Source organism: Massilia sp. UYP11, assembly GCF_050434805.1.
Classification (GTDB): domain Bacteria; phylum Pseudomonadota; class Gammaproteobacteria; order Burkholderiales; family Burkholderiaceae_D; genus Telluria.
The window spans coordinates 44,371-68,707 of record NZ_JBNDJE010000022.1 but is presented as its reverse complement, the minus strand read 5'-3'; the positions used below and the strand labels follow the sequence as shown (position 1 = coordinate 68,707).

23 protein-coding genes are annotated in these 24,337 nt (G+C 67.2%); 20 read left to right on the top strand and 3 right to left on the bottom strand.

All coding sequences use genetic code 11. The features are described 5' to 3' along the window. The first annotated feature begins 402 nt into the window (after positions 1–402). Complete coding sequence (locus ABIB38_RS21115) at positions 403–576, top strand: hypothetical protein (RefSeq protein WP_429206661.1); 174 nt, start codon at positions 403–405, stop codon at positions 574–576. Continuing rightward, positions 513–734 carry a response regulator gene (locus ABIB38_RS21110; protein ID WP_429206662.1) on the top strand — a complete coding sequence of 74 codons (222 nt, stop codon included), beginning with the start codon at positions 513–515 and terminating at the stop codon, positions 732–734. Before ABIB38_RS21115 ends, ABIB38_RS21110 begins: the two co-directional genes overlap by 64 nt. A gap of 62 nt (positions 735–796) precedes the next feature. On the opposite strand, the gene ABIB38_RS21105 is transcribed toward ABIB38_RS21110, so the two are convergent. Both ABIB38_RS21105 and ABIB38_RS21100 read right to left on the bottom strand, forming a co-directional pair. Continuing rightward, positions 797–1,180 (bottom strand): VOC family protein, encoded by a 384-nt coding sequence (locus ABIB38_RS21105; protein ID WP_429206660.1) that lies wholly within the window; start codon positions 1,178–1,180, stop codon positions 797–799. 37 nt (positions 1,181–1,217) lie between these two features. Continuing rightward, positions 1,218–2,849, bottom strand: coding sequence for an ATP-dependent acyl-CoA ligase (locus tag ABIB38_RS21100; protein ID WP_429206659.1), 1,632 nt, complete (start codon positions 2,847–2,849; stop codon positions 1,218–1,220). A gap of 188 nt (positions 2,850–3,037) precedes the next feature. Between ABIB38_RS21100 and ABIB38_RS21095 the strand changes: the two genes are divergently transcribed. Beyond that, on the top strand, positions 3,038–3,880 hold the full coding sequence (locus tag ABIB38_RS21095; protein ID WP_429206658.1) for a TetR family transcriptional regulator: 843 nt from the start codon (positions 3,038–3,040) through the stop codon (positions 3,878–3,880). A 101-nt stretch (positions 3,881–3,981) separates the two neighbouring features. Continuing rightward, the gene (locus tag ABIB38_RS21090) at positions 3,982–5,565 is read left to right on the top strand and encodes a phytoene desaturase family protein (RefSeq protein ID WP_429206657.1); all 1,584 of its coding nucleotides are present in this window, start codon (positions 3,982–3,984) and stop codon (positions 5,563–5,565) included. On the opposite strand, the gene ABIB38_RS21085 is transcribed toward ABIB38_RS21090, so the two are convergent. Then, positions 5,543–6,229 (bottom strand): TetR/AcrR family transcriptional regulator, encoded by a 687-nt coding sequence (locus tag ABIB38_RS21085; protein ID WP_429206656.1) that lies wholly within the window; start codon positions 6,227–6,229, stop codon positions 5,543–5,545. The two genes, ABIB38_RS21090 and ABIB38_RS21085, sit on opposite strands and share 23 nt — an antisense overlap. A gap of 179 nt (positions 6,230–6,408) precedes the next feature. On the opposite strand from ABIB38_RS21085, the gene ABIB38_RS21080 reads away from it, so the two are divergent. The 16 genes from ABIB38_RS21080 (at position 6,409) to ABIB38_RS21005 (ending at position 24,255) form a co-directional block, all read left to right on the top strand. Further along, a complete protein-coding gene (locus ABIB38_RS21080) occupies positions 6,409–7,683 on the top strand; it encodes a cytochrome P450 (RefSeq protein ID WP_429206655.1) in 1,275 nt (424 codons plus the stop codon). Positions 7,684–7,687: 4 nt separating this feature from the next. Beyond that, on the top strand, positions 7,688–8,758 hold the full coding sequence (locus ABIB38_RS21075; protein ID WP_429206654.1) for a hypothetical protein: 1,071 nt from the start codon (positions 7,688–7,690) through the stop codon (positions 8,756–8,758). Beyond that, a complete protein-coding gene (locus tag ABIB38_RS21070; protein ID WP_429206653.1) occupies positions 8,755–9,111 on the top strand; it encodes a nuclear transport factor 2 family protein in 357 nt (118 codons plus the stop codon). The genes ABIB38_RS21075 and ABIB38_RS21070 overlap by 4 nt, the downstream gene beginning before the upstream one ends. A gap of 173 nt (positions 9,112–9,284) precedes the next feature. Continuing rightward, positions 9,285–9,800 (top strand): carboxymuconolactone decarboxylase family protein, encoded by a 516-nt coding sequence (locus ABIB38_RS21065; RefSeq protein WP_313031929.1) that lies wholly within the window; start codon positions 9,285–9,287, stop codon positions 9,798–9,800. Then, positions 9,800–12,067 carry a CoA transferase gene (locus ABIB38_RS21060; RefSeq protein ID WP_429206652.1) on the top strand — a complete coding sequence of 756 codons (2,268 nt, stop codon included), beginning with the start codon at positions 9,800–9,802 and terminating at the stop codon, positions 12,065–12,067. The genes ABIB38_RS21065 and ABIB38_RS21060 overlap by 1 nt, the downstream gene beginning before the upstream one ends. Then, positions 12,064–12,801 carry an SDR family NAD(P)-dependent oxidoreductase gene (locus ABIB38_RS21055; protein ID WP_429206651.1) on the top strand — a complete coding sequence of 246 codons (738 nt, stop codon included), beginning with the start codon at positions 12,064–12,066 and terminating at the stop codon, positions 12,799–12,801. Before ABIB38_RS21060 ends, ABIB38_RS21055 begins: the two co-directional genes overlap by 4 nt. Before the next feature lie 21 nt (positions 12,802–12,822). After that, a complete protein-coding gene (locus tag ABIB38_RS21050) occupies positions 12,823–14,097 on the top strand; it encodes an acyl-CoA dehydrogenase family protein (RefSeq protein ID WP_429206650.1) in 1,275 nt (424 codons plus the stop codon). Beyond that, on the top strand, positions 14,094–15,155 hold the full coding sequence (locus ABIB38_RS21045; protein WP_429206649.1) for a phosphotransferase family protein: 1,062 nt from the start codon (positions 14,094–14,096) through the stop codon (positions 15,153–15,155). Before ABIB38_RS21050 ends, ABIB38_RS21045 begins: the two co-directional genes overlap by 4 nt. After that, positions 15,148–16,338 carry an MFS transporter gene (locus ABIB38_RS21040; RefSeq protein ID WP_429206648.1) on the top strand — a complete coding sequence of 397 codons (1,191 nt, stop codon included), beginning with the start codon at positions 15,148–15,150 and terminating at the stop codon, positions 16,336–16,338. The genes ABIB38_RS21045 and ABIB38_RS21040 overlap by 8 nt, the downstream gene beginning before the upstream one ends. Positions 16,339–16,375: 37 nt before the next feature. After that, a complete protein-coding gene (locus ABIB38_RS21035; protein WP_429206647.1) occupies positions 16,376–17,146 on the top strand; it encodes an SDR family NAD(P)-dependent oxidoreductase in 771 nt (256 codons plus the stop codon). A 111-nt stretch (positions 17,147–17,257) separates the two neighbouring features. Further along, the gene (locus tag ABIB38_RS21030) at positions 17,258–18,532 is read left to right on the top strand and encodes a cytochrome P450 (protein WP_429206646.1); all 1,275 of its coding nucleotides are present in this window, start codon (positions 17,258–17,260) and stop codon (positions 18,530–18,532) included. 122 nt (positions 18,533–18,654) lie between these two features. Next, positions 18,655–19,962 (top strand): amidohydrolase family protein, encoded by a 1,308-nt coding sequence (locus ABIB38_RS21025; RefSeq protein ID WP_313034625.1) that lies wholly within the window; start codon positions 18,655–18,657, stop codon positions 19,960–19,962. Between the two features lie 135 nt (positions 19,963–20,097). Further along, positions 20,098–21,243: an acyl-CoA dehydrogenase family protein gene (locus ABIB38_RS21020; RefSeq protein ID WP_429206645.1), complete on the top strand. Its 1,146-nt coding sequence runs from the start codon at positions 20,098–20,100 to the stop codon at positions 21,241–21,243. Between the two features lie 11 nt (positions 21,244–21,254). Beyond that, positions 21,255–22,301: an acyl-CoA dehydrogenase family protein gene (locus ABIB38_RS21015; RefSeq protein ID WP_429206644.1), complete on the top strand. Its 1,047-nt coding sequence runs from the start codon at positions 21,255–21,257 to the stop codon at positions 22,299–22,301. After that, positions 22,298–23,098 (top strand): crotonase/enoyl-CoA hydratase family protein, encoded by an 801-nt coding sequence (locus ABIB38_RS21010; RefSeq protein WP_313034515.1) that lies wholly within the window; start codon positions 22,298–22,300, stop codon positions 23,096–23,098. Before ABIB38_RS21015 ends, ABIB38_RS21010 begins: the two co-directional genes overlap by 4 nt. Positions 23,099–23,130: 32 nt before the next feature. Further along, positions 23,131–24,255, top strand: coding sequence for an acyl-CoA dehydrogenase family protein (locus ABIB38_RS21005; RefSeq protein ID WP_429206643.1), 1,125 nt, complete (start codon positions 23,131–23,133; stop codon positions 24,253–24,255). Positions 24,256–24,337: the final 82 nt, after the last annotated feature.

The window sequence follows — 24,337 nt, the reverse complement described above, 5'->3', positions numbered from 1 at the left end:
CCGAAGCTGAGGCAAACTATTACAAGCAGTTGAGCAGTCAGGCTATCCCGGCCTGACTCACACTAACCGGCCTCCACGAAAGCCGGGGCGGTTCAATCTCCTTGGCGAACGGAACGGTCATGAGGCTGTCGCTGCAGGTCAAACGGTCGCTTACTATTTCAGAGGCATAGACCAACAGAGACTTCCGAGAAGTGATTCAGCGTAGCTCGCAGACCTTGCAAAAGCCCGACTTTCGCGAACACGTGGACCGTGTCGGAGCGGTCACGGCATCGGTGGCAGAAGAGACGTCCCGGGCTTTCGCGACCGTATGCGAATGGGCTCGGGCCTCCGACACAACGGCGACCTTCATGCAGCGCCTCTCCCGGGGTGCGGCTTTCCGGAAAACCCCAGCGCATTCTTGTCGTGGATGACAATGTCGACGCCGCCGGCACCCTGGCCGAAGGGCTCAGCGCCCATGGTCATGAGGTGAAGACCGCCTATACCGCGCAAGCAGCACTGCAAACCAGGGGCATCTGGATGTTGCCATTCTCGATATCGGACTGCCCGACCTCAGCGGGCATGAACTCGTTGACTTGATGCGAAAGACCGGACGTAATCCTGACGTACGCTATGTCGCCTTGAGTGGTTTCGGGCAGGAGGTCGACAAGGAGCGCAGCGCCGCGGCGGGATTTGCGGCGCATCTCGTCAAACCCATCGGTTTCGAAGCGCTCGGCAAATTGTTGGGCGTCTCATAGCGACCGGTCCGGGCTGGCCAGGCGGCTGCTCGACGCGCCCCTCATCCCTCCTTGCTGTCCGATTATTCGGGTTGGCGACACGAAGCAGCGATCTTGTGTCCGTCGAGGTCGCGGATATAGGCGGCATAGGCGTTCGGTGCAAAGGGACGCGGACCGGGGGCGCCTTCGTCGCTCGCGCCGAGCGCGAGCGCGCGACGGTGGAATTCGTCGATGGCGGCGCGGCTGGGGGCGGCAAGGCCGATGGTCAGCCCGTTGCTTGCCGTTGCAGGCTCGCCGTTGCGCGGATAACCCACCACGAACTGGGGCGCGCCGAGGCCCCAGCCTGCGATACGACCTTCGATCTCGAGCAGGCGCGTGTATCCCAGCGGCGCCAGTACCTGGTCATAGAAGTGCATGGCACGCTCCAGGTCGTGCGTTCCAAGCGTGAAATGGGTGAGTATGCTCATGTACGTTCCTGTTCGGTGAGTGATCGATGCTGTCTGTTCAGCGCTTGCTGACCTTGATGTCGGTCCGTTCCAGGTCCCAAGTGCCAGCGGTGCAGCCTTCGTCGCGCAGCTGGTATTTCAGGACCCGGCCTTGCGGGTTCTTCGGCATGGACTCGCGGAATTCGATATAGCGGGGCAGGGCGTAGTACGGCACCGCATCGACCGCCCAGTGGAACAGGGCTTCCGGCTGGAGGCTGCTGCCCGGCTTCAGGATCGCGGTCACCTTCACGTCGTCCTCCCCTTTGTCGGATGGGACCGCATGGACGGCGACTTCCTCGATCTCGGGATGGGCGGCGAATGCCGACTCCATCTCGAAACTGGAAATGTTCTCGCCGCGCCGGCGCAGGTAATCCTTCTTGCGATCGACGAAGTAGAAGAAGCCGTCCTCGTCGAACTTGCCGATGTCCCCGGTATGGAACCACATGTTGCGCATGACTTTCATGGTGTCGGCAGGACGTCCCCAGTAGCCCATGAACATGATGTCGGGCCGCAGCGGCCGCACCACGATCTCTCCAGGCGTATTCGCCGGCAGCTCGCGGTCCAGGTCGTCCACAATGCGCACATCGAAGTCCGGAATGCGCTTGCCGGATGAGCCAGGCGCGGCATATTCGCCGGCTGCAAGCGAGGTGATGACGCTCGCTTCGGTCAGGCCATAGCCGTTGCCGCCGACCTGGCGCGCCCCGAAGCGCTCGCGCCAGATCCGCTTGGTTTCTTCCGTAAACGGATTCCCGCGCACGGTATGGATCTGGCCCACGCAGCGCCGCATCGCCTCGCTGTCCGGCGCCTGCGCCAGCAACCCTCCCATTCCACCGAGGATGGACGCAATGGTCGCGCCGCTTCGCTCCACCTCGGGCCAGAAGTTCGACACCGAAAAGCGCGGGACGATGGCCACGCGGGCGCCCACCAGGATGTTCGCCAGCACCCCGACGCACATCGCATTCATGTGGAACAGCGGCAGCGGCGTGATCGTCACGTCCCTGTCGGTCGCCGGCCCTGCACGCAGCTGGAGCCGCGCCAGGTTGCACATGTAGTTATAGCTGAGCATGCATCCCTTCGACGGGCCCGTCGTCCCCGAGGTATAGACGATGCATGCAAGGTCGGATGGCGCCGGCTTGACGGTGATCGGGTCGTCGCAGGCGCCGCGGTATTCGTCGAGCGAGGCGATGCGCACCGGGCAGGGCGGGCGGCTGGCCAGGGCGCCGCGATACAGGATCAGGGTGACGTCGGGCAGGCCCTCCGCCACCTGGGCGATGCGCTCCACATAATCGGCCTCGCAAATCACGATGTGGGCGCGCGCATCGGCGATCTGGTGGCGCAGGAACTCGCCGCGCAGTGCCGTGTTGACCGGCACGCTCACGGCGCACAGCTTGTTGGCGGCGACCCATCCGGTGACGGCATCGATATTATTGTCGAGCATGGTCAGGATGGTGTCGCCCTGCTTCAGGCCCAGTCCCGCCAGCGAATGGGCCAGGCGTGTCGACAGTTGATCAAACTCGCCGTAGGTGGTCAACTCGCCGCCGAAGTCGAAGAGTACCCGCTCCGGATGGGCCGCGACAGCCCGGTCGAGCGCGGCGATGACGGTGTCCTGCTGTCCCAGCGACCAGGTCTCGGGATTGCCCATTCCAGCCATTTTGCCTCCTTTGTGAGGACCCGGCGAATGGCCCGCCGGGCTCCCTTGCGTTTGTTTGTCATATGAATATAAACAGAATCGCAGAAAGTGTCAAAGTATTGCGATTCCGCCCTACGTGCCGGCTTCTAATGAACCTGTCATTACGTTACAATCCGGATTCGAAAAAATGCGCGGAGCGGAGTGAATCGATGACGACTGCCGTCAAACCAAAGAAGCCGACGACCGCCGTGAAGGCAGCTGGTAAACGCGCGCCGGGCGCGAGCGCCACGACGGCGCCAGGTGTGCGTGCGAAGGCGGCGCGGGCGAAACCCGGAGCAAGCCAGGCCGGGACCGCGCAGGACGCGGCGCCGGCCGCACAATCCGTTCGCGTGCGCGCCAAGCCGGCAGCGGCGCCGGCCCCGGCCGAGAAGGTGAAAAAGCCGGCGGTACGCACCGGTGCCCTGCCGGTCAAGCTGAACAAGCGCTCCGGCGATACGATCGCCAAGATCCTCGCCACGACGGAAGAGATCATCCTGCAATCCGGCGCCGACCGGATTTCGATCCTCGACGTCTGCCAGGAAAGCGGCATCTCGCGCGGCACGTTCTACCGCTATTTCTCTTCCCAGGACGACCTGCTCGACGCATTCTCGCGCCACAAGCGAGACCAGTTCCATGCCCGGCTGATCGAAGCCGTGGGCCCCTACCAGGATCCCGACGAGCGCTTCCAGGCCGTGCTGAACTTTGTCGACGACTACCTGGAGCGAAGCCGCGCCCGGCGCCTGCTGCTGGTCGCGCCGGACTATGCGACCCGCTGGTTCCAGCGCATCTTCCACGATTCGGTCCATCGCTTCCAGGACGTCCTGTCCCCGGTGTTCGATGCGTGGGAAGAACGGCGCGGCATCACGCTCGACCGCGAACTGATCTGCGAGCTGATCGTGCGTTTCATCCTGAGCGACGTGCTGGTGCCGTCCGGCGCGGACCGCCGCAACCTGATGCGCCGCGTCGAACGCTTCGTCATCATGCTGCTGTCCGGGCGCGTCGCGCGCCGTTGACGGGCCCCGGCTTTTACCTCAGGTAAAACCGTTCTCCGGACCGGGCGCCCGGTCCCATGCTTCAATCCTGCGGATATCGAAACGAACCCCGAGGAGACAGCATGACAGCGGCAAAGAACGAATACGACGTGGCGATCGTCGGCGGTGGACACAACGGGTTGGCCGCGGCGTGTTATCTGGCCGAAGCGGGCAGCAAGGTGCTCGTGATCGAAGCCCGCGAGAAGGTGGGCGGCATGGCCTCCAGCGGCTACCTGATTCCCGAGGCTCCGCAGCATCTCATCCACCCCTGCGCGCTCGACCTGATGTCGCTGCGCGTGCACCCGATGATGCCGCAGGAGCTGCAACTCGAGCGCCACGGCTTTCGCCAGGTCGAGATGAGCCCCGGCTACGTCTACCTCCACCCCGATGGCAGTTCCCTGGTGTTCGGCCGCAGCGCCGCGCAGACGGCGGCCGAGATCCGCCGCTTCTCCGCACGCGACGCCGACGAGTTCGTGTCGCTGATGAAGCTGGTGGATGCTTTCATCGACGTGGCGATCCCGATGATGCGGGTCGACCCGGCCCAGCGCAATCTCGGCGCCAAATGGCAGGCGTTTCGTGCGATGTTCAGGAACCGCGCGCTCAAGCCGGAACTGATGGCGCTGATCGGCAGCCCTGCCCATACCTCGATCATGGAACGCTTCGAGCATCCGGTGACGCAATCGGCCCTGTGCTGCCTGCTGGGCGCGGCAGGTCCGATCACCGGCGAGGCCACCGGCATCTATTTCGCGCTGCTCGGTTTTATCCACCGGTTCGGCCTGGGGCGCGCGGTGGGAGGGATGCAGACGCTGTCGAACGCGCTGGCGGCGCGGCTGCGCGAGCTGGGTGGGACGATCATGCTCGACGCCCCGGTTGCCGAAATCCTGGCACAGGACGGCGTCGCGAGGGGCGTGCGCCTGAAGAGCGGCGCAGTGGTCAGGGCGCGCGCCGTGATCGCTTCCATCCATCCGAAGATGGCGCTGGAGATGGTGACGCCCGGCGTGCTCGACCGCCGCACGCTGACCCGTGTCGCGCTGGCGCCGGCGAACGGCCACGGCGCCTCGCCATTGAAGGTCGATGTCGCGCTCTCGGGGCAGGTCGGCTACAGCCGCCATGAAGCGATGCGGCCGGACGGTCTGAGCCTGCGCAAGAGCGTGCTCCTGATCGGCACCGCCGACGCCGTGCTGGATAACTTCCGCGCGGCCGCGCGCGGCGAGGTGTCGCCGCTGCCCTACATGTGGATCACCGCGCCGAGCGCCGTGGATCCGGGCCAGGCGCCGCCGGGGCAGGACGTGGCCTACCTCTACCCGGTCGCGATGCCGGTCGAACCGCGCGAGGGGTGGGACGCGATACGCGCCGCGGTCGGGCAACAGGTGATCGACCATGCGGCCCAGTATATGGACGGCCTCAGGGAGTACGAGATCGGGCGCCGGATCGAAGCGGCGCCGGACCTGGCCGAACGTCTCAACGTGCACCGGGGTTGCGTGGTGCACATCGATACCAGCCCGGCGCGCAGCGCCCTGATGCGCCCGGCCGCAGGGCTCGGGGGCGACAGCCTGCCGGTGGCCGGCCTGTTCCTCGGCGGCGCCGGCGTCCATCCCGGAGGCGGCATCAACGGGTTGCCGGGACGGATCGCCGCGCGCCGCGTCAGCCGCTTCCTGAGGCGCTGAGCGGGGCCCCGGCGCGCACCAGCGGGTGCTGGCTGGTGCGTTCGTGCTCCAGCGCCGACAGCACGAACTCCACCGAAAAACAGCGCCATGCGTCGGCATCGGGCGCCCTGGCCACGTCGACGCCGCATAGTGTCGACACCGTATAACGGTTGACCCAGGCGCCGGTCGTTGCCAGCGCAGCCAGTGCCAGCGCCATGTCGGGATCTACGTCGGCGCGGAAGTCGCCGCTGGCGATGCCGCGCTCGATCGTTTCCTTCATCTTGTACCGCAGGCGCGGGGCAAGTTCCATGAAACTGTTGCGCGGGGTCGCACGGCTTTCATGAAAGCGAACGCCTTCCTGTGCCAGGCTGGCGAGCACACCGTCATGGTAAGGCTGGATCATCTGCCGCAGCAGCGCCCTGAGCGCCTCCCGCGGCGGCAGCTTGGCCAGCTCCAGGCTCACCAGTTCGCTCATCGCCTGCGCGGAGGACTCGTCCAGGACACAGGCGAACAACTCTTCCTTGCTGCGGAAATAATGGTAGACCAGCTGCTTGGTCACGCCAGCCGCCTGGGCGATGTCATCGACCCGGGCATCGGCCAGCCCCTTGCCGGCGAATTCGCGCCGGGCCGCCTCCGCGATGCGCCTGAGCGTGTCGCGCTTGTTCGGCAGGGGCTTCAAGGGCATACAACTGGTCGGCTGCTGGTCCATGGTGTCGTCTTCGAGATATCGGTTCCCCCGCTCGGGAGCAGGGCACTTGACTCGGGGTCAAACAAAGTTGGCGGCCGGAGCCGTCCTGGCGCAACTGGTGCGGGCTACTATGTGAACATCATTCTTAAAAATGTTCAAGTATAAAGGAGACAAGCGTGAGCACAGATATTGCCGATCTCGACCTGGAAAGCGCCTATTCCTCGGTCTCCGCGACCTACAAGGGCAAGGGCGACCTGCATGCCGCCTGCCGCGCGGCGCGCGCCACATCGCCGATCTTCGTGGGCGACTTCATCCAGCAGTTCGGCGTGCCGACCAATGCCGGGATGCAGCAAGGGACGCGCCCGACCTTCGCGCTGTTCCGCCACCAGGACGTGATGGCGGTGCTGCGCGACGCCAACAGCTATACCAGCGGCTTCATCGCCGAAGGCCTCGGCGCCTTCTTCGACGGCCTGATCGTGCTGGCGATGGACGGCGAGCAGCACCGCAGCGTGCGTGCGCTCCTGCAGCCGGCCTTCATGCCCGAGACGGTCAACAGATGGCGCGACCAGATCGACGCCGTCATCCGCAAGGACTTCCTCGAGCCGATGGTGCCGCTGAAAAAGGCCGACCTGATGGAGTTCGGCCTCGGCTTCCCGATCCGCGAGATGTATGCGCTGATGGGTTTCCCGACCGATAACACCGAGCAGTACCGCCAATATGCCGCGTGGGCGCTGGCCATGGTCGGCGGCAACCAGATCGACCCGAGCAAGGCGGAGGAGGCGCGGCGCAATGCAGGCATCGCGGTCAAGCTGCTGTACGACGCCATCCACGCGGTGGTGGTGCGGCGACGCGCCGAGGGCAGCGCGGGGGATGACCTGATCGGGCGCCTGTTGCGCGCCGAGCACGAGGGGCGCATGCTCGACGACCACGAGGTGACTACCTTCGTGCGCTCGCTGTTGCCTGCCTCCGGCGAAACCACGACCCGTACCTTCAGTTCGGTGATGACGCTGCTCTTGAGCACGCCCGGGCTGCTGGAGCGCGTGCGCGCCGACCGCGCCCTGGTGCCGAAACTGATCGACGAGGCGGTGCGCTACGAGCCCGTGGCGACCTTCAAGGTCCGCGAGACGGCGAAAGAGGTCGAGTTCCATGGCGTGACGATACCCAAAGGCGCGTTCATCCAGTGCATGGTGGCCTCGGCCAACCGCGACGAGGAAGTGTTCGAGCATCCGGACGTGTTCGATATCGACCGCCGCGCCAAGCCTTCGTTCGGCTTCGGTTTCGGCCCCCACATGTGCATCGGCCAGTTCGTCGCCAAGATGGAGCTCAACTGCGCCGTCAATGCGCTGCTCGACCTGTTCCCCAACCTGCGCCTGGATCCCGACCAGCCGCCGCCCGTGATCGAGGGCGCGCAGCTGCGCGGCGCCGCCCACGTCCACGTCCTCTGGGACTGAGCCCATGAAGACCTTCAAGACGATTCCACAGCGGGCCGACTTCGACTACCAGTGCCTGGTTGCTCCCCAGCAGGTCACGGGCGAGGGCCTGGCCGACCTGCGCGACCATTTCGGCCTGAAGCTGACCAAGCACATGCCTTTCGGTTGCGTCCGCGACCGCGACGGCGAGATCTATGCCTTCGTGCGCGCCCTGAATGCGCCCGGCAGCAGCCCGAACCCGACCAAGTTCATCTACCAGTCGACCCGGGTCGGCGACGGAAACCATATCCGCATCGACAAGGCGAAGAGCGGCGGGCAGGCACTTACCATGTTTCCGCAGCGCTGGCTGGACAATGGGACTGCCGGGTGGTCGAGCCTGGATGGCGAGCCCGGCAATCCGTGGCGCCTGACGGCTTCCGGTACGCAGTTCAGCTGGAGGGAGGAGGGCCTGTTCGATCTTGACGGAAAGCTGCTCGGGAATGGCATGCAGTGGTACCTGCCGGGCCGCGACTGGGGAACCTTCTACGTGTCGCAGCTGTACGATGTCGCGGGCACATGCGAGGGACGGCCCGTGAAGGGCATCATCACCCTCGACCAGGCCTGGATGGCCGAAGGCGGGGCGATTCACTTCCAGAAAGACCTGGTGGTCAACAACAAGATGCACGTGATCTGGTGGACCTTCGCCACCGTCTATACCGACGGCAGCTGGGACAGCGGTTCGTTCATGGTCGGGCACGGAAACCTTGGCTATGCCATCTTCCAGAACCACAAGGGCGAGATCCGCTGCACCACGGACATCGAGGGGCAGGTCGTCCACAAGCCCGGATCGTATTTCGTGGACAGCGCGCACATCGTCCTGGACGGTATCGAGCGCTGGGAGTTCGTGCCCGACCCGAAGGGCGAAATGGTCGACTTCGTGGGCGGCTTCCCGATCACGGCGCAGCAGGAGGGACGCTGGCGCCGCGCCGGCGACACGCGCGAGCCAGACCGTTCCCTGGGCTGGGGCGAAACCGACCGGCGCAACGGCAGCGCCCGCGATGTACCCGGCGCCGACCTGCCGGCCACTGGTTCACCGATGACAGGAGTATCCCCATGAGCATGGACGCAGACGCCATCCGCCGCTTCCTCCACACCCAGGCCGCATGCTGGAACGCCGGCGACAAGGCAGGCTTCCTGTCGGCCTACCGCGAGGCTGCGCCTGGCGGATTGACCATCGAATACGTCGGCCAGCCGGCTTGCGACGGCTGGCCGGTGCTGGAAGCGATGTGGGCCAAACAGAACGCCGCCGTCGCCATCGACGAACTGGCGCTCATCGTCAACGGGAACGAAGCCGCCTGCCATAACCGGAATCTGGTCAGGGGAACGGAGCGCGCCATCGAAACGATCGAGCTCTATCGCTTCGATGGCGAAGGGCGGCTGCACGTGCGTTATTTCATCGACAGGCCCTGAGTCCGTCGCCGAAGGCAGTCGACATTTTCCGGAAACCTGTATATATTGAACAGAACTAGCGATTCTGTACAATAATTCAGGCCGCGCCAGATCGTACGAGCGACAGCGGCTCAGGAGACATGGATGACCGGGCTTCTTCAGTGGGGCGGCTGGTGTGCCGACGGGAGGCGGGCATGACGCGTTTGCCGACCATTCCGCTTGCCGGCTTCCCGCCATCCCTGGCCGCGGCAGTCGAGCGCGGACGCGCCACCCGGATGCTCAGCTCGACGGTCCCGGTGCAGGTCTGGGCCCACCGCCCGGAAATCGCCGAAGCCTGGCTCGCCACACTCGAAACCATGCATTTGCGCGGCCTGCTGCCGGGACGTCTCCGCGAGCTGGTGCGACTGAGAATTGCTTCCATCACGACGTGCAAGGCCTGCCAACTGGCCCGCAAGGATGATTCGGTGAGCGAGGAGGACATTGCCTGCCTGGCATCCGGCGACGCGCGCTTCAGCCCGGCGGAACAGGCTGCATTGCGCTATGCGGAGCTGTTCGCTGCCGACTACATCGCCATCGACGATGCCGTGTTCGATGCGCTCAAGCGCCACTACACCACGCCTGAAATCGTCGAGCTGAACATGTTCTGCGCGCTGATGCTGGCAGGCGGGCGCATGACGTACGTGCAGCAGGCCTACGAGCCGGGGACGTGATGGACAAACCGATTCTCCACCAGATCCGGGTGATCGAATTCGCCAGTGGCATCGCGGGACCGGCGGCCGGATTGCAGCTGTCCGAGGCCGGCGCGGAGGTGATCCGGGTCGAGACGCCCGCCATGTCGGACGATGCCGATTCGGTCCTGTTCTCGGTACTCAACCGCGGCAAGCAACGGCTCGCGCTCGACCTGGATACGCCCGCCGGCAGGGCGGCGTTGTCCGGACTGCTCATGGGCGCCGACGTGCTGCTGCATGACCTCACCCCGGCGCAGGCCGCGGCACATGGACTGGACGATGCGTCTCTGGCCGCTCTGAATCCGCGCCTGGTGGTGTCGGCGATCGGAGGCTGGCCGCGCAGGCATCCTCTGGTCGAGGCGCCGCCGCGCGAGACCCTGGTGCTGGCGCGGCTTGGATTGCTGGACGAGCAGCCCGGCCACCGCCCTGGCCCGGTGTTCGTGCGCATGCCCTTCGCCGGATGGCTCGCGTCCTGGTTCAGTGCCATCGGCGTGATGGCCCGCCTGGTCGCGCGCCGGCGCGATGGCCGCGGCGGCGCCGCGCATACCAGCCTGGCGCAGGCGGCGCTTGCGCCGATGAGCATGCACTGGGCGCGTGCGGAACGCCCGACGCCGGTGTTCGCCAAGGGGCTGTCCAAAGACACGCCGATCCCGCTGCACCAGTGCGCCGATGGCGCGTGGGTGCACGTGCATTACTCGCCCGACAAGGCGCCGTGGATGGCGGAAGCACTGGCCGGCATGGGGCCGGACGCCGTGGCGGCGGAAAACGCCAAGTACCCACCGAGTCACGTGGCGCCCAATTTCGGGGCCAACAAGGCCATCATGGCCACCCGGCCGGCATGCGACTGGGTCCGCCACTTCTGGGAACATGATGTCGCGGCCCAGGTCGCAGCCCCCTTCGGCGCGATCTACGCCAGCGCCCAGGCGCGTGCGAACGGCTACGTGGTCGAGGTCGAAGACCGCGCGCGGGGAAGGGTGCTGCAGCCGGGGCCGGCCTACCTGACCCAGCCACCACCGCGGGTGCGAGGGCCGCTGGCAGGCCAGGAACCCGCACCGCTTTCCGGAGCGCCGGCGACGCCGCCGGTACCCGCGCCGCCGCAGGCAGCCGAAACATCCATGCCGCCGCTGGCCGGCATGAAGGTGCTCGACCTGGGCGCTTACCTGGCCGGTCCCTTTGCCACGATGCTGCTGGCCGACCTCGGCGCCGAGGTCATCAAGGTTGAACCGCCGGCGGGCGACGCCATGCGCAGGCTGGAACGAGTCTTCGCCGGTACCCAGCGCGGCAAGCTTGGCGTCGCGCTCAAGCTCGGCGAGGCAGGGGCACAGGAGGCGCTCGGGAAACTGGTGCGCTGGGCCGATGTCGTGCACCACAACATCCGCCTGCCCGCGGCGCGCAAGCTCGGCATCGACCATGCGGCGCTCAGCCGGATCAAGCCGGCGCTGGTGTTCTGCCATATCAGTTCCTACGGACCCGAGGGAGAGCAGAAGGACTGGCCGGGCTTCGACCAGCTGATGCAAGCGGCCTGCGGCTGGGAGGTCGAATGCGGCGGGCAGGGCAATCCGCCGATGTGGCTGCGCTTCGGCGTGGGCGACTACCTGGCCGCGCTGTCGTCCGTGTTCGCCGTGCTGCTGGCGCATTACCGCCGGATCGAGACCGGGGAGGGGCAGATGGTAGCCTCGTCCCTGCTCGGCGCCACCCTGCCGACGGTGGCCGAGGCCGTGATGCTGCCCGACGGCGCGACTACGCCGATCGCACACCTCGACGCGGACCAGACCGGACTGTCGCCGGAGCACCGGCTGTACAGCTGTAGCGACGGCTGGCTAGCGGTGGCGGCGTTCGACGCGCATGAACGGGAGGCTCTCGCGGGGCTGGCCGGCGCTTCGGTCCGGGAGCGGGAGGCATGGTTCGCTGCACAGCCGCGGGAACGCGCGCTGGCGGCACTGCGCGACGCGGCGGTGCCGGCCGAGCCGGTGCTGGAGTCGCAGGGCGCGGCTTTCCTCGACGACCCCGCCTGCGCCGCGGCCGGCCTGCATGCGCGCTACCGCCATGCGGTGTACGGCGAACTTGAACAGGTCGGCGCCTATTGGGACTTCGGCGACCTGCCATTGAAACTGGACCGTCCGCCGCCGGCGCTGGGCGAACACAGCGCCCAGGTCTGGGAGCGGCTCGGACTCGCCCCGGCGCAGGTCGATGCACTGGAGCGCCAGGGGCTGACCGTCCTGACGACACCATTCACAGGGAACCCATGAACGAACTCGATTTTACCGGGAAGACCGTACTCGTCGTCGGCGGCTCCAGCGGCATCGGCAACGGCATTGCCCAGGCCTTCCGCGCGCGCGGCGCCGACGTGCACATATGGGGTACGCGGTCGCACGCGGGCGACTATTCCGGCGAACCCGGTTCGGACCTGGAAGGCCTGCATTACGCCCGGGTCGACGTCGCAGACGCGGACGCCATCGCCACGGTGGCAGTACCGTTCGACCGTCTCGACGTGCTGGTATGCGCCCAGGGCATCGTGCGCTACCGCCGCGAGGAATTCAAGCTGCCCGCATTCCGCGAGGTCGTCAACGTGAACCTGGTCAGCCTGATGGCCTGCGGCGACCGCTTCCACGACATGCTGGCACACTCGGGCGGATCGATGATCATCGTCAGCTCCGCAGCGGCCTTCCACTCGACGGTGGGGACGCCGGCCTACAACGCATCGAAGACCGGCGCGTTCGGCCTGACCCGCACGCTCGGCGAAGCCTGGGCCCGCGACGGCATCCGGGTCAACGGCATCGCACCGGGGCTGGTCGCGACAAAACTGACCCGGGTCACCACGGACGACCCCGAGCGGCTCGAAGCCTCGCTCAGGAAGATACCGCTGGGCCGCCTCGGCACGCCCGCCGACATGGCGGGTGCGGCGCTGTTCCTCGCTTCGCCGCTTGCGGCCTACGTGCTGGGCCAGACGCTGCTGGTCGACGGCGGCCTGCTGCTTGCATAAGACTGAACACGGGAGACTGAGATGGCATGGGATTTCGAAACCGATGCGGCGTTCCAGGCGGCGCTGGACTGGATGGCGCAATTCGTGCGCGACGAGGTGGCGCCGCTCGAGCATGTGCTGGGCAGCCCGTGGAATATCCACGATCCGCGCTTCGAACTGTTGGTGCGTCCGCTGCAGCGGCAGGTGCGCGAGCGCAACCTGTGGGCCTGCCACCTCGGGCCGGAACTGGGCGGCGCCGGTTATGGGCAGGTCAAGCTCGGCCTGATGAACGAAATCCTGGGGCGCGCGCTGTTCGCGCCCATCGTCTTCGGCGCCCACGCGCCCGATTCGGGCAATTGCGAAATCCTCGCGGCCTACGGCACAGAGGAGCAAAAGGCGCGCTTCCTGGCTCCGCTGCTGGCCAACGAGGTCGTTTCCTGCTTCGCCATGACCGAGCCGCAGGGCGGCGCCGACCCCAAGGTGTTCACGTCGCGCGCGGTAAGGGATGGCAACGGCTGGGTCATCGACGGACAAAAATGGTTTGCATCGAACGCACGCTACGCGGCATTCTTCATCGTCATGGCGGTCACCGACCCGGATGCTCCTGTCTACCAGGGCATGAGCATGTTCGTCGTGCCGGCCGATACGCCAGGCATCGAGATCATCCGGAATGTCGGGGTCGCAGACGACCCGGAAGCCACCCACGCCTACCTGAATTTCGCCGGGGTGCGGGTCGGCTCCGACTGCTTGCTGGGCGAACCGGGCGCCGCATTCGCCATCGCGCAGGTGCGGTTGGGGGGCGGCCGGGTGCACCATGCGATGCGCGTGATCGGCCAGGCACAGGGGGCGCTCGACGCCCTGTGCGAGCGCGCCCTTTCGCGCAGCACGCAGGGCTCGCTCCTGGCGGACAAGCAGATGGTGCAGGAGAAGATTGCGGACGCCTGGATCCAGCTCGAACAGTTCCGGCTGCTGGTCATGCGCACTGCCTGGCGCATCGACAAGTATCACGACTATCAGATGGTACGCAAGGACATCGCCGCCGTGAAGGCGACCATGCCCAAGGTCCTGCACGACATCGCGTCGAGTGCGCTGCAGGTGCATGGCTCGATCGGCGTCTCGACGGAGATGCCCTTCGTCGGCCTGATCGTGCGTGCCTACCAGATGGGGCTGGCGGATGGGCCTACCGAGGTGCACAAGGTGACCCTTGCGCGCCATCTGCTGCGCGATTACGAAGCCTGCGAGGACCTGTTCCCGGATTATCACCGCCCGACCGCCGCCGCCGCCGCGGCCGAAAAATTCCGCCCGGTGCTCGGATGAGCGGCGCGGCTCGCGAAGGGCGGCCCGACCTGGATGCGCTGGCGCGCTGGATGGATGCGCAGGGCATCGGGGTAGGGCAGCTGCGACGTGTCACGGCGCTGACCGGCGGCACCCAGAACGTGCTGCTGCGCTTTGAGCGCGGCACCGGACCGGCTTACGTGCTGCGCTGCCCGCCCCAGGGCGCGCCAGTGGAGGTCCAGCGAGGCTTCCTGCGCGAGGCACGCCTGCTGCAGGCGCTGTCCGGCAGCGCGGTGCCGCACCCGGCCCTGGTCGCTTCCTGCGCCGACGCCGCCGTCCTGGGTGTGCCGTTCTACCTGATGGCGCTTGTCGACGGCTTCACGGCCACCCCGAATCCCCTGCGCGGGCGCTACGCCGAACGGGCCGGCTGGCGCCGGGAGATGGGCTTGTCGATGGTGGACGGCTTGTTGCGGCTCGCCGAGATCGACCCGTGCCGGGTCGGCCTGGACGATTTCGGCAAGCCCGAAGGCTTCCTCGAGCGCCAGGTTCCGCGCTGGCTGCGCCACCTGGACGCGTGCCGGCAGTACGCGGGCTGGCCGGGGCCGGAATCGCTGCCCGGCGTGGCGGAGGTGGCGCAGTGGCTGGGCGAACGGGTGCCGAAGCACTTCACCCCTGGCCTGCTGCATGGTGATTATCACCTCGGCAATGTGATGTTCAGGCACGACCGTCCGGTGCTCGCCGCGATCATCGACTGGGAGCTGGCCACGATAGGCGACCCGCTGCTCGACCTGGGATGGCTGGTCGCCACCTGGCCCGATGCCGAGGGACGCGGCGCCGGGACGATCCGGGTCACGCCGACGCAGGGACTGGCATCGAGCGCCGAACTGGTGGAGCGCTACCGCGAAGGCAGCCGGCGCGACCTGTCGGCCTTCGACTGGTACCTCACGCTGGCACGCTTCAAGCTGGGCATCATGCTCGAAGCCAGCCATGCGCGGTCCTGCGCCGGCCAGGCGGACCATGGAACCGGCGTGCGACACCATGCTTCGGCGCTACGCCTGCTTGGCCAGGCGCTGTCCTCGACCGAGGGGACTCATGCGTAACGCAAAGGTCCACACAGCGTCCGTGCACGGCGCGCTGGCGGCCATGGTCGCATGCCAGGTCGGCCTGCATGCCTGCGCCCAGGGCGTACGGCTGGCCGCGCCGCTGGGTGTGCTGGCGCTGGGCCGGTCGGCCTGGTCGGTAGGGCTGGTGATGACGATGTTTGCGGTTTTCCCCGCCTTGCTGGCCTTGCCCGCAGGGCGTCTCGCCGACCGGCGCGGCTACCACCTCCCGGTGCGCATCGCGGCCTGCTGCGCGCTGGCCGGAACGCTGCTGGCGGCCGCATCGCAAAGCCTGCTCACGCTCTGTGCGGCCGCGGCCCTCAGCGGCGCGGGGGCGGGATTCGGGATGATCGCGATCCAGCGCAGCGCCAGCCGGCTCGCCAGCACCGATGCGGCGCGCCTGCGGGTGTTCAGCTGGATCGCGCTGGCGCCCGCAATCGCCGGCCTGGTCGGTCCCATGCTGGCCGGCGTGCTGATCGACAAGGCGGGATTTTCAGCAGCCTTCCTGGCACTGGCGCTGTTGCCCGCGGCGACGCTGCTGGCGGCGCGGGCGGTCCCGGCAGAAGCGCCGGCCGAAGTAACGGCCGCAGCTGCGGTGCCGACGAAACGCCAGGCTTCCGCGTGGGACCTGCTGCGGCAGGCGCCGTTTCGCCGGCTGTTGCTGGTCAGCTGGCTGGTCTCGGTCTGCTGGGACGTCCATGGATTCGCGTTGCCGCTGCTCGGCGTCGAGCGCGGCCTGAGCGCTTCCGCCCTGGGCTCCGTGCTCGCCGCCTACGCGGCGGCCTCGATGCTGGCGCGCCTCCTGATGCCGCTGCTTGCCGGGCGCCTGGCGAGCGGCACCCTGTTGGCCGGCGCGATGCTGCTCGCCTGCGCGGTGTTCGGCGCGTATCCGTTGCTGCACAGCGCCTGGGCCATGGCTGCCTGCGCGGCCATGCTCGGCGTCGCGCTGGGCGTGGTACAGCCTGCGATCCTCGCGTCGCTGCACGAGGTCGCACCGCCTGGACGCCACGGCGAAGCGCTGGCGCTGCGCTCCATGGCGATCCACACCTCGATGGCCGCGATGCCGCTGCTGTTCGGCGCCGTCGGAACAGCCGCCGGCGCCACCGTCCTGTTCTGGCTGATGTCTGCAGCGCTGGGAATGGGCAGCATCCAGGCGCGGCGCATCCGGCCGGTCGCGCCATGAACGGATCGACAAGAAGAACCTACCTGAAGGAGAGAGCATGGAACTGAATGGCAAACGGCTGATCGTTACCGGCGCGGCCGGCGGGATCGGCGCCAGCGTGCTGCGCGGCCTGGTCGCGGCGGGTGCGCGGGTGGCCGCGATGGACGTCAACGACGCCGCGGGCAGCGAGGAGGCGGCGCGCGCGGACCGGGCCGGTCCCGGGGCAGCACGTTACTACCGCTGCGACGTGCGGCGGCGCGCCGAGGTCGATGCCGCCTTCGAGGCCGCCGCCACGTGGCTCGGCGGGCTGGATGGGCTCGTGAATATCGCCGGGATCGAGCGCGCGGCGCCGGCCGAATCGATCGGCGACGCCGACTGGGACCTGATGTTCGACGTGAATGCGCGCGGCACGCTCAACACCAACCAGGCGGCCTTTCCTTACCTGAGCGCGAAAGGCGGCCGGATCCTGAACTTCGGCTCGGCGGCCGGTGTGATGGGCCTGCCCGGCTGCGCCCACTATTCGGCCGCCAAGGCGGCCGTGCTGGGCTGGACCCGTACCGTTGCCAAGGAATGGGGCAGGCATGGCATCAGCGTGAACGCGGCGGCGCCGGGGATGTGGACGCCGATGTACGAGACACACCGGGCGCGCCTGGACGCCGGGGCGCTCGCCGCGCACGACCGGATGATGGCCGGCCTGATTCCGCTCGGCGGCAGGCTGGGCGAGCCGGACCGTGACATGACGCCCTTCGTCGTTTTCATGATGGGCGAGGGCGCGCGCTTCATCACCGGCCAGACGCTCGCCGTTGACGGGGGACTGATGATCCCGTGAAGCCGGGGCATTCCCGGAACTGCTTGGCAATTCTCCAGAAATAGAGCACTATCTGCAAAAGTGTTCAACAAATGGCCGGCCGCTCGCCGGACTACAACAGGAGATGACAGCATGAGCAGTGTGAAGGAAGTGAGCCTCGAGAGCGCCTATTCGGGCGTGGCCGACAATTATCGCGGCGAGAACGTCGACCTGCATGCGATCTACCGCGACATGCGCAGGAATTCGCCGATCATCGCCGAGAACTTCATGGGCAGGCTTGGCGTGCCGAACATCGCGGGGCTGGACCCGAACCGGCCGACCTTTACTGTGTTCAAGTACAAGGAAACCATGGCGGTGCTGCGCGACGCCGCCAACTACACCAGCGGCTTCATCGCCGAAGGCCTGGGCGCATTCTTTGATGGCCTGATCCTGACCGGCATGGACGGCGAAGCGCACAAGAAGGCGCGAGCACTGCTGCAGCCGATCTTCATGCCCGAAGTGGTCAACAGCTGGCGCGATTCGAAGATGGATCCGATCCTGCGCAACGAGTTCCTGCTTCCGCTGGTGCCGAAGAAGAAGGCCGACCTGATGGAATTCGGCCTGTATTTCCCGATCCGCCTGATCTATGCCCTGATCGGTTTCCCCGGCAACGACCCCGACAAGATCAAGCAGTACGCGGCGTGGGCGCTGGCGATCCTGGCCGGCCCGCAGGTGGACGCCGAGAAGGCCGCGCTGGCGCGCAAAGCAGCGATGGACGCGGCCAAGGCCTTGTACGACGCGACCCGCGAGGCGGTGGTCCAGGTGCGTCGCGAGGGCGCCGAGGGCGACGACCTGATCAGCCGCCTGATCCGCGCCGAGAGCGACGGCCGCAGCTTCGACGACCACGAGGTGACCACCTTCGTGCGCTCGCTGCTGCCGGCCGCCGCCGAGACCACGACGCGGACCTTCGGCACCCTCATGACCCTGCTGCTCGAGCGCCCGCAACTGCTGGACCGGGTGCACCAGGACCGCAGCTTGGTGCCGAAGGCAATCGACGAGGCGATCCGCTTTGAGCCGGTCGCCACCTTCAAAGTGCGCCAGGCCGCGCAGGACCTGGAGCTGGCCGGCATGGCGATTCCGAAAGGGGCGATGGTCCAGTGCATCGTCAGCTCCGCCAACCGCGACGAGGAGGCCTTCGAGAACAGCGAGGAATTCGATATCGACCGCAAGCCCAAGCCCTCGTTCGGTTTCGGTTTCGGACCGCACATGTGTATCGGCCAGTTCATTGCCAAGACTGAATTGCAGGTGGCCGTGAACGCCATCCTCGACCTGATGCCGAACCTGCGGCTGGATCCGGACATGCCGCCTCCGCAGATCACCGGCGCCCAGCTGCGTGGGCCGAAGCACGTCCACGTGGTCTGGGACTGAGTCGATCGGGCATTTTATGAACAGAATAGAAAAAAGTGTTTAATAAAATCCGATTTCTGTTCTAGAATGAAGCCAGAGAAAACCAAGCGCTGCTCAAGCGAATACCTTCCTCGGAGACAACGATGAAATATGAAGACCTTATCCTCGTCAGCGTGGATGACCACGTGATCGAACCCCGCGGTGCTTTCGACCGCCACATGCCCGCCCGCTTCAAGGGCCGCCAGCCGAAAGTCGAGACCGTCAAAGGGCGCGACGTCTGGGTATTCGAAGACAAGGCAACCGGCTACATGGGCCTGAATTCGGTGGTCGGACGCCCGAAGGAAGAGTACGGCATGGAGCCGCTCTCCTACGAGCAGATGCGGCGCGGCACCTGGGACATCAAGGCGCGCGTCGACGACATGAACGCCAATGGTGTGCTGGGCTCGCTGTGCTTCCCGACCTTTCCGGGTTTCGCCGGGCAGCGCTTCCAGGTGATGAACGACCGCGAGGTCAGCCTGGCCGCGATCCAGGCCTACAACGACTGGCACCTGCACGACTGGTGCAACGCGGCGCCGGGCCGCTTCATCCCGCTGATGATGGTGCCCTGGTGGGACATGCAGGCGGCGGCCGCCGAGGTCAAGCGCCTCGCGGCCCAGGGCGTGCATGCGCTGACCCTGTCCGACAATCCGACCGTGCACGGCTACCCGTCGATCCACAACTCGCATTGGGATCCGCTGTGGAAGGCCTGCGCGGACAACGACGTCGTCATCTGCTGCCACATCGGCACCGGCGTCAAGGCCGCGCATGCCTCGGACGAGTCCCCGATCGACGCCTGGATCACCTCGATGCCGATCTCGATCTCGAATTCGGCGGCCGACTGGATCTGGGCGCCGATGTGGAAGAAGTATCCGAAGCTGCGCATGGCCCTGTCCGAAGGCGGCATCGGCTGGATTCCCTACCTGCTCGAGCGCGCGGACTTCACGCACAGCCATCACCACGAATGGACCAACTCGAATTTCGACGGCAAGAAGCCGAGCCAGATCTTCAACGAGCACTTCATCACCTGCTTCATCGAGGATGCGTTCGGCCTGAAGAACCTCGACTCGATCAATGTCGATAAGGTCACCTGGGAATGCGACTACCCGCACTCCGACTGCACCTGGCCGAACTCGGCGAACGTGTTCTGGAGCCAGGCGCAGCACCTGTCGGACGAGGTCATCGACAAGATCACGCACCTGAACGCGATGCGCGAGTTCTCCTACGATCCTTTCTCGGTCCTGGGACGCGAGAACTGCACCGTCGGCGCCCTGAAGGCGCAGGCCACCCACGTGAGCATCGAGCCGGCCCTCGGCCTGGGCGGCGCGGCGCCGGAGCGCGATCCGAGCCGTCCGGTCACCTCGGGCGACATCAACAAGATGTTTGCCGCCGCCGACGCCCAGACCGCGCTCTGAGCATCTGCCGGGGAGGGTACGGCCTCCCCTGAGTCCTGTCCGCGTCGCAAGCCGGCGCTTCCGCGTGGCCCCGGGTCGCGCCGGACGCGTGCGGCCGCGCGGTACAGGCGCATCGACTCCACCGCATGACCGACCATGTCCATTGACCAGTTCAAGTTCAGTCCCATCCCGCCGGAGGCCGAAGCCGTCCGCGCCGAGGTACGCCGCTTCCTTGCGGAGGCGCTGGCAGATTACCCTCCCACCCGGCGCGCCGAATCCTGGATGGGATTCGACGCCGGGTTCAGCCGCCGCCTCGGCGAGCGCGGCTGGATCGGCATGGCGCTGCCGAAGCGCTACGGCGGCGCCGACGCCAGCCCCTTCGTCCGCTATGTCGTGGTGGAGGAATTGCTGGCGGCCGGCGCCCCGGTCTCCGCGCATTGGTTCGCCGATCGCCAGAGCGGCCCGCAGATCCTGCACTATGGCACCGATGCGCAAAAGGCGTTCCACCTGCCGGCCATCTGCCGCGGCGAGCGTTTCTTCTGCATCGGCATGAGCGAGCCGAACTCCGGGTCCGACCTGGCCTCGATCCGCACCAGCGCGCGCCGCGTGGGCGACAAATGGGTGGTCAACGGCCAGAAGGTCTGGACCACCAACGCCCACCGTTCGCACTACATGATCGCCCTGGTCCGGACCGATCCGGACAGCAAGCGCAACGAAGGGCTGTCGCAGTTCATCATCGACCTGAGCCTGCCGGGCATCACGATCCGTCCGATCAAGGACCTGACCGGGGCCAGCCACTTCAACGAGGTGTTTTTCGACGGGCTGACGCTGGACGCGGATGCCCTGATCGGCACCGAGGGGCAGGGCTGGGCCCAGGTCACCGCCGAGCTGGCGTTCGAGCGCAGCGGGCCCGAGCGCTTCCTCAGTTCGATCGCCCTGCTCGAGACCCTGATCGCCGAGGTCGGCCGGCAGCCGGACGCGCTGCAGGCGAAGGAGATCGGCCGCCTCACGGCGCGCCTGTTCACCCTGCGCCAGATGTCGCTGGCGGTGACGGCGCAGCTGGCCGCCGGCCGCAACCCTGCCTGGGAGGCCTCGGTGGTCAAGGACCTGGGCACCAGCTTCGAGCAGGAGATACCGGAACTCGCCCAGCTGCTGCTGGACGTGGCGCCGACCACGCGCGGATCGAGCGAGCACGCGCGGGTGCTGGCCTACCTGACACAGGAGGCCCCTTCATTTTCACTGCGCGGCGGTACGCGCGAAATTCTCCGCGGGATCATCGCACGCGGATTGGGAATGCGCTAATCATGAGACAAATGTTCGATTCTACGGTCGAGCGCCTGTTCGCCGACCTCGCCAGCCCCGCAGCGGTGCTGGCATGCGAAGACGGTTCCTGGCCGCACGCGATGTGGGCGGCCGTCGAGGAGTCCGGCTTTCCGTTGGCCCTGGCGCCCGAATCGCTGGGCGGCGCCGGCGCCGGCTGGGCCGACGTGTGCGGCGTGGTGCGGCTGGCGGGGCGTCATCACCTGCCGCTGCCGCTGCCCGAGGCCATGCTGGCCAACTGGCTGCTCGGCGCTGCCGGGCTGGCCCCGGCCGCGGGCGCGGTCAGCATCGCGGCCACGGGTTCGCTACGCCTGCACGGTGGCGTGGTGAGTGGCGAGGCGGCGGAGGTGCCCTGGGGCGGGGCGGTGCCCTTCGTGGTGGCGGTGACCGGCGGCGCCGAGCCGGCCGTCGTGCTGCTGCCGACCGAAGCGGCGCAGCGCCAGGACAGTGCGAATACCGCGTCGGAGCCGCGCGCCACGCTGTCGTTCCACGACGTTGCGCCGGTCGTGCAGGCGCCCTTGCCGTCCGGCTGGCCCTCCGACGTGCTGCTGCTGGGCGGCGCGATGATGCGTGCGGCCCAGATCGCGGGTGCGCTCGAAGCCGTGCTGGAGATGGCGACCGGCTACGCGTCCGAACGGGTCCAGTTCGGCAAGCCGATCGGCAGCTTCCAGGCCATCCAGCACCAGCTCGCGGTGCTGGCCGAGCACGCCGCAGCCACGGTCATGGCGGCCGAAGCCGCGTTCGCGGCGGCCGAATCGCGCATCGTGCGCCTGCCGGCGATCGCCGCCAAGATCTGCGCTTCCGAGGCGGCCGGCATCGGCGCCGGCGTGGCGCATGCGGTGCACGGCGCTATCGGCTTCACCCATGAGCATGCGCTGCACCTGAGCACCCGACGCTTGTGGTCCTGGCGCAGCGAATTCGGTTCCGCCACCGCGTGGTCGCAGCGGCTGGGCAGGGCGGTGTGCGCCGCCGGGCCGGCAGGCTTCTGGCCCGGCATGACCGACGGCCATTTCGACACCCTGATGGAGCAGCGCGCATGAAACCCTTTCTGATCCTGGAGCGCGATGGCGCCATCCTCACCGTCCGCATGGACAGTCCCGAGACCCGCAATGCCCTGACAGCGCCCTCGCAGATGCAGGAGCTGGTCGACATGTGCGCGATGGTGCGGGCCGACCGCGGCATCAAGGTGGTGGTTTTGACCGGAAACGGTCCGGCCTTCTGCGCCGGCGGCAACGTCAAGGACATGGCCGAGCGCGGCGGCATCTTCGCCGGTTCGCCATACGAAGTGAGCGAGAGCTACCGCAACGGCATCCAGCGCATTCCGCTGTGCCTGTACACGCTGGAGGTGCCGGTGATCGCCGCGATGAACGGCCCAGCCATCGGCGCCGGCCTGGACCTGGCCTGCATGTGCGACGTGCGCATTGCCGCCGACACCGCGAAATTCGCCGAAAGCTTCGTCAAGCTGGGCATCGTGCCGGGAGACGGCGGCGCCTGGCTGCTGCCGCGCATCGTCGGCATGCCGAAGGCGAGCCTGATGGCGCTGACCGGCGACACCATCGATGCGGCGACCGCGCTGGCCTGGGGGCTGGTGACGGAAGTCGTGCCCGCCGCCGAGCTGGAAGCCAGCGCCCTGGCGATCGCCCGGCGCATGGCGGCCAACCCCGCGCACGGGCTGCGCCTGACCAAGCGGCTGCTGCGCGAAGGCCAGCACATGCGGCTCGACTCGCTGCTGGAGATGTCGGCCGCCTACCAGGCGCTGGCCCACCATACCGAAGACCATGCGGAGGCGGTATCCGCCTTCCTCGGCAAGCGCGAACCGCAATACCAGGGCCGCTAGGCCCGCACCTATCCGAAATCAGGAGAAGCAGCATGCGCAGTGTTTTTCGAGAAGACCATCACATGTTCCGCGAGATGGCACGGCGGTTCATCGAGAACGAGATCGTGCCCCACCTGGCGGAGTGGGAGCACGCCGGCATCGTGCCCAAGTCGGTGTGGCGCAAGGCCGGCGAAGTGGGCCTGCTGTGCTCCACCGTACCCGAGGAGTACGGCGGCGCTGGCGGCGACTTCGGCCACTCGGCCGTGATGATCGAGGAGCTGGCGCGGGTGAATGCCACCGCGATCGGCTTCACCACGCATTCGGAAATCGTCGCGCCCTACATCGTCGCCTACGGCAGCGAGGAGCAGAAGCGCCGCTGGCTGCCGAAGATGGTCAGCGGCGAGACCATCGGCGTCATCGCCATGAGCGAGCCGGGTATCGGTTCCGACCTGCGCTCGATGCGCACCAGCGCGCGCCGCGACGGCGACGACTACGTCATCAACGGCCAGAAGACCTTCATCACCAACGGCGGCAACGCTGACCTGATGGTCACCGCCACCAAGCTCGATCCGGGCGCCAGGGAGCTCACCCTGGTGTGCGTCGAAGCCGACCGCCCGGGATTCTCGAAGGGCAAGCTGCTCGAGAAGATCGGCCTGAAAGGTCAGGACACCTCGGAGCTGTTCTTCGATGAGGTGCGGGTGCCGGTCGGGAACCGCCTGGGCGAGGAGAACAAGGGATTCGGCTACCTGACCCACCAGCTGGCGTGGGAGCGCACCATCATCGGCCTGCGCGCGGCCGCCTCGATCGATGCGCTGCTCGAGGACACGCTGGCCTACGTCCGTGAGCGCAAGGTGTTCGGCAAGACCGTGTTCGACTTCCAGAACACCAAATTCAAGCTGGCCGAATGCAAGGCCCAGGCCACGATGCTGCGCGTGTTCGTCGACGACTGCCTGGCCAAGGCGATGCGCGGCGAGCTGTCGGCGGAGGTGGGCGCCATGTGCAAGCTGATGGGCTCGGAGATGCAGGGCAGGGTGCTGGACGAGCTGCTCCAGCTGCATGGCGGCTACGGCTTCATGAGCGAATACAAGATCAGCCGGGCGTGGGTCGATGCGCGGGTCGCCAGGATCTACGGCGGCACCTCGGAGATCATGAAAGAGATCATCGCCCGCTCGCTGTAGACAATCATTGTTGCGCACGCTGGGCTACGCGGCAATTCATCGGCGCCGGCCCCGGCCGGGACCGTTCGACGTCGCCGCGGCC

Excerpts from the sequence above, each read along its gene's own strand:
- ABIB38_RS21025 (WP_313034625.1), top strand. The coding sequence starts at position 18,655 with ATGAAATATGAAGACCTTATCCTCGTCAGCGTGGATGACCACGTGATC.
- ABIB38_RS21090 (WP_429206657.1), top strand. The coding sequence starts at position 3,982 with ATGACAGCGGCAAAGAACGAATACGACGTGGCGATCGTCGGCGGTGGA.
- ABIB38_RS21100 (WP_429206659.1), bottom strand. The coding sequence starts at position 2,849 with ATGGCTGGAATGGGCAATCCCGAGACCTGGTCGCTGGGACAGCAGGAC.
- ABIB38_RS21040 (WP_429206648.1), top strand. The coding sequence starts at position 15,148 with ATGCGTAACGCAAAGGTCCACACAGCGTCCGTGCACGGCGCGCTGGCG.
- ABIB38_RS21005 (WP_429206643.1), top strand. The coding sequence starts at position 23,131 with ATGCGCAGTGTTTTTCGAGAAGACCATCACATGTTCCGCGAGATGGCA.
- ABIB38_RS21050 (WP_429206650.1), top strand. The coding sequence starts at position 12,823 with ATGGCATGGGATTTCGAAACCGATGCGGCGTTCCAGGCGGCGCTGGAC.
- ABIB38_RS21030 (WP_429206646.1), top strand. The coding sequence starts at position 17,258 with ATGAGCAGTGTGAAGGAAGTGAGCCTCGAGAGCGCCTATTCGGGCGTG.
- ABIB38_RS21085 (WP_429206656.1), bottom strand. The coding sequence starts at position 6,229 with ATGCCCTTGAAGCCCCTGCCGAACAAGCGCGACACGCTCAGGCGCATC.
- ABIB38_RS21055 (WP_429206651.1), top strand. The coding sequence starts at position 12,064 with ATGAACGAACTCGATTTTACCGGGAAGACCGTACTCGTCGTCGGCGGC.
- ABIB38_RS21010 (WP_313034515.1), top strand. The coding sequence starts at position 22,298 with ATGAAACCCTTTCTGATCCTGGAGCGCGATGGCGCCATCCTCACCGTC.
- ABIB38_RS21105 (WP_429206660.1), bottom strand. The coding sequence starts at position 1,180 with ATGAGCATACTCACCCATTTCACGCTTGGAACGCACGACCTGGAGCGT.
- ABIB38_RS21070 (WP_429206653.1), top strand. The coding sequence starts at position 8,755 with ATGAGCATGGACGCAGACGCCATCCGCCGCTTCCTCCACACCCAGGCC.
- ABIB38_RS21095 (WP_429206658.1), top strand. The coding sequence starts at position 3,038 with ATGACGACTGCCGTCAAACCAAAGAAGCCGACGACCGCCGTGAAGGCA.
- ABIB38_RS21020 (WP_429206645.1), top strand. The coding sequence starts at position 20,098 with ATGTCCATTGACCAGTTCAAGTTCAGTCCCATCCCGCCGGAGGCCGAA.
- ABIB38_RS21015 (WP_429206644.1), top strand. The coding sequence starts at position 21,255 with ATGTTCGATTCTACGGTCGAGCGCCTGTTCGCCGACCTCGCCAGCCCC.
- ABIB38_RS21075 (WP_429206654.1), top strand. The coding sequence starts at position 7,688 with ATGAAGACCTTCAAGACGATTCCACAGCGGGCCGACTTCGACTACCAG.
- ABIB38_RS21045 (WP_429206649.1), top strand. The coding sequence starts at position 14,094 with ATGAGCGGCGCGGCTCGCGAAGGGCGGCCCGACCTGGATGCGCTGGCG.
- ABIB38_RS21065 (WP_313031929.1), top strand. The coding sequence starts at position 9,285 with ATGACGCGTTTGCCGACCATTCCGCTTGCCGGCTTCCCGCCATCCCTG.
- ABIB38_RS21035 (WP_429206647.1), top strand. The coding sequence starts at position 16,376 with ATGGAACTGAATGGCAAACGGCTGATCGTTACCGGCGCGGCCGGCGGG.
- ABIB38_RS21060 (WP_429206652.1), top strand. The coding sequence starts at position 9,800 with ATGGACAAACCGATTCTCCACCAGATCCGGGTGATCGAATTCGCCAGT.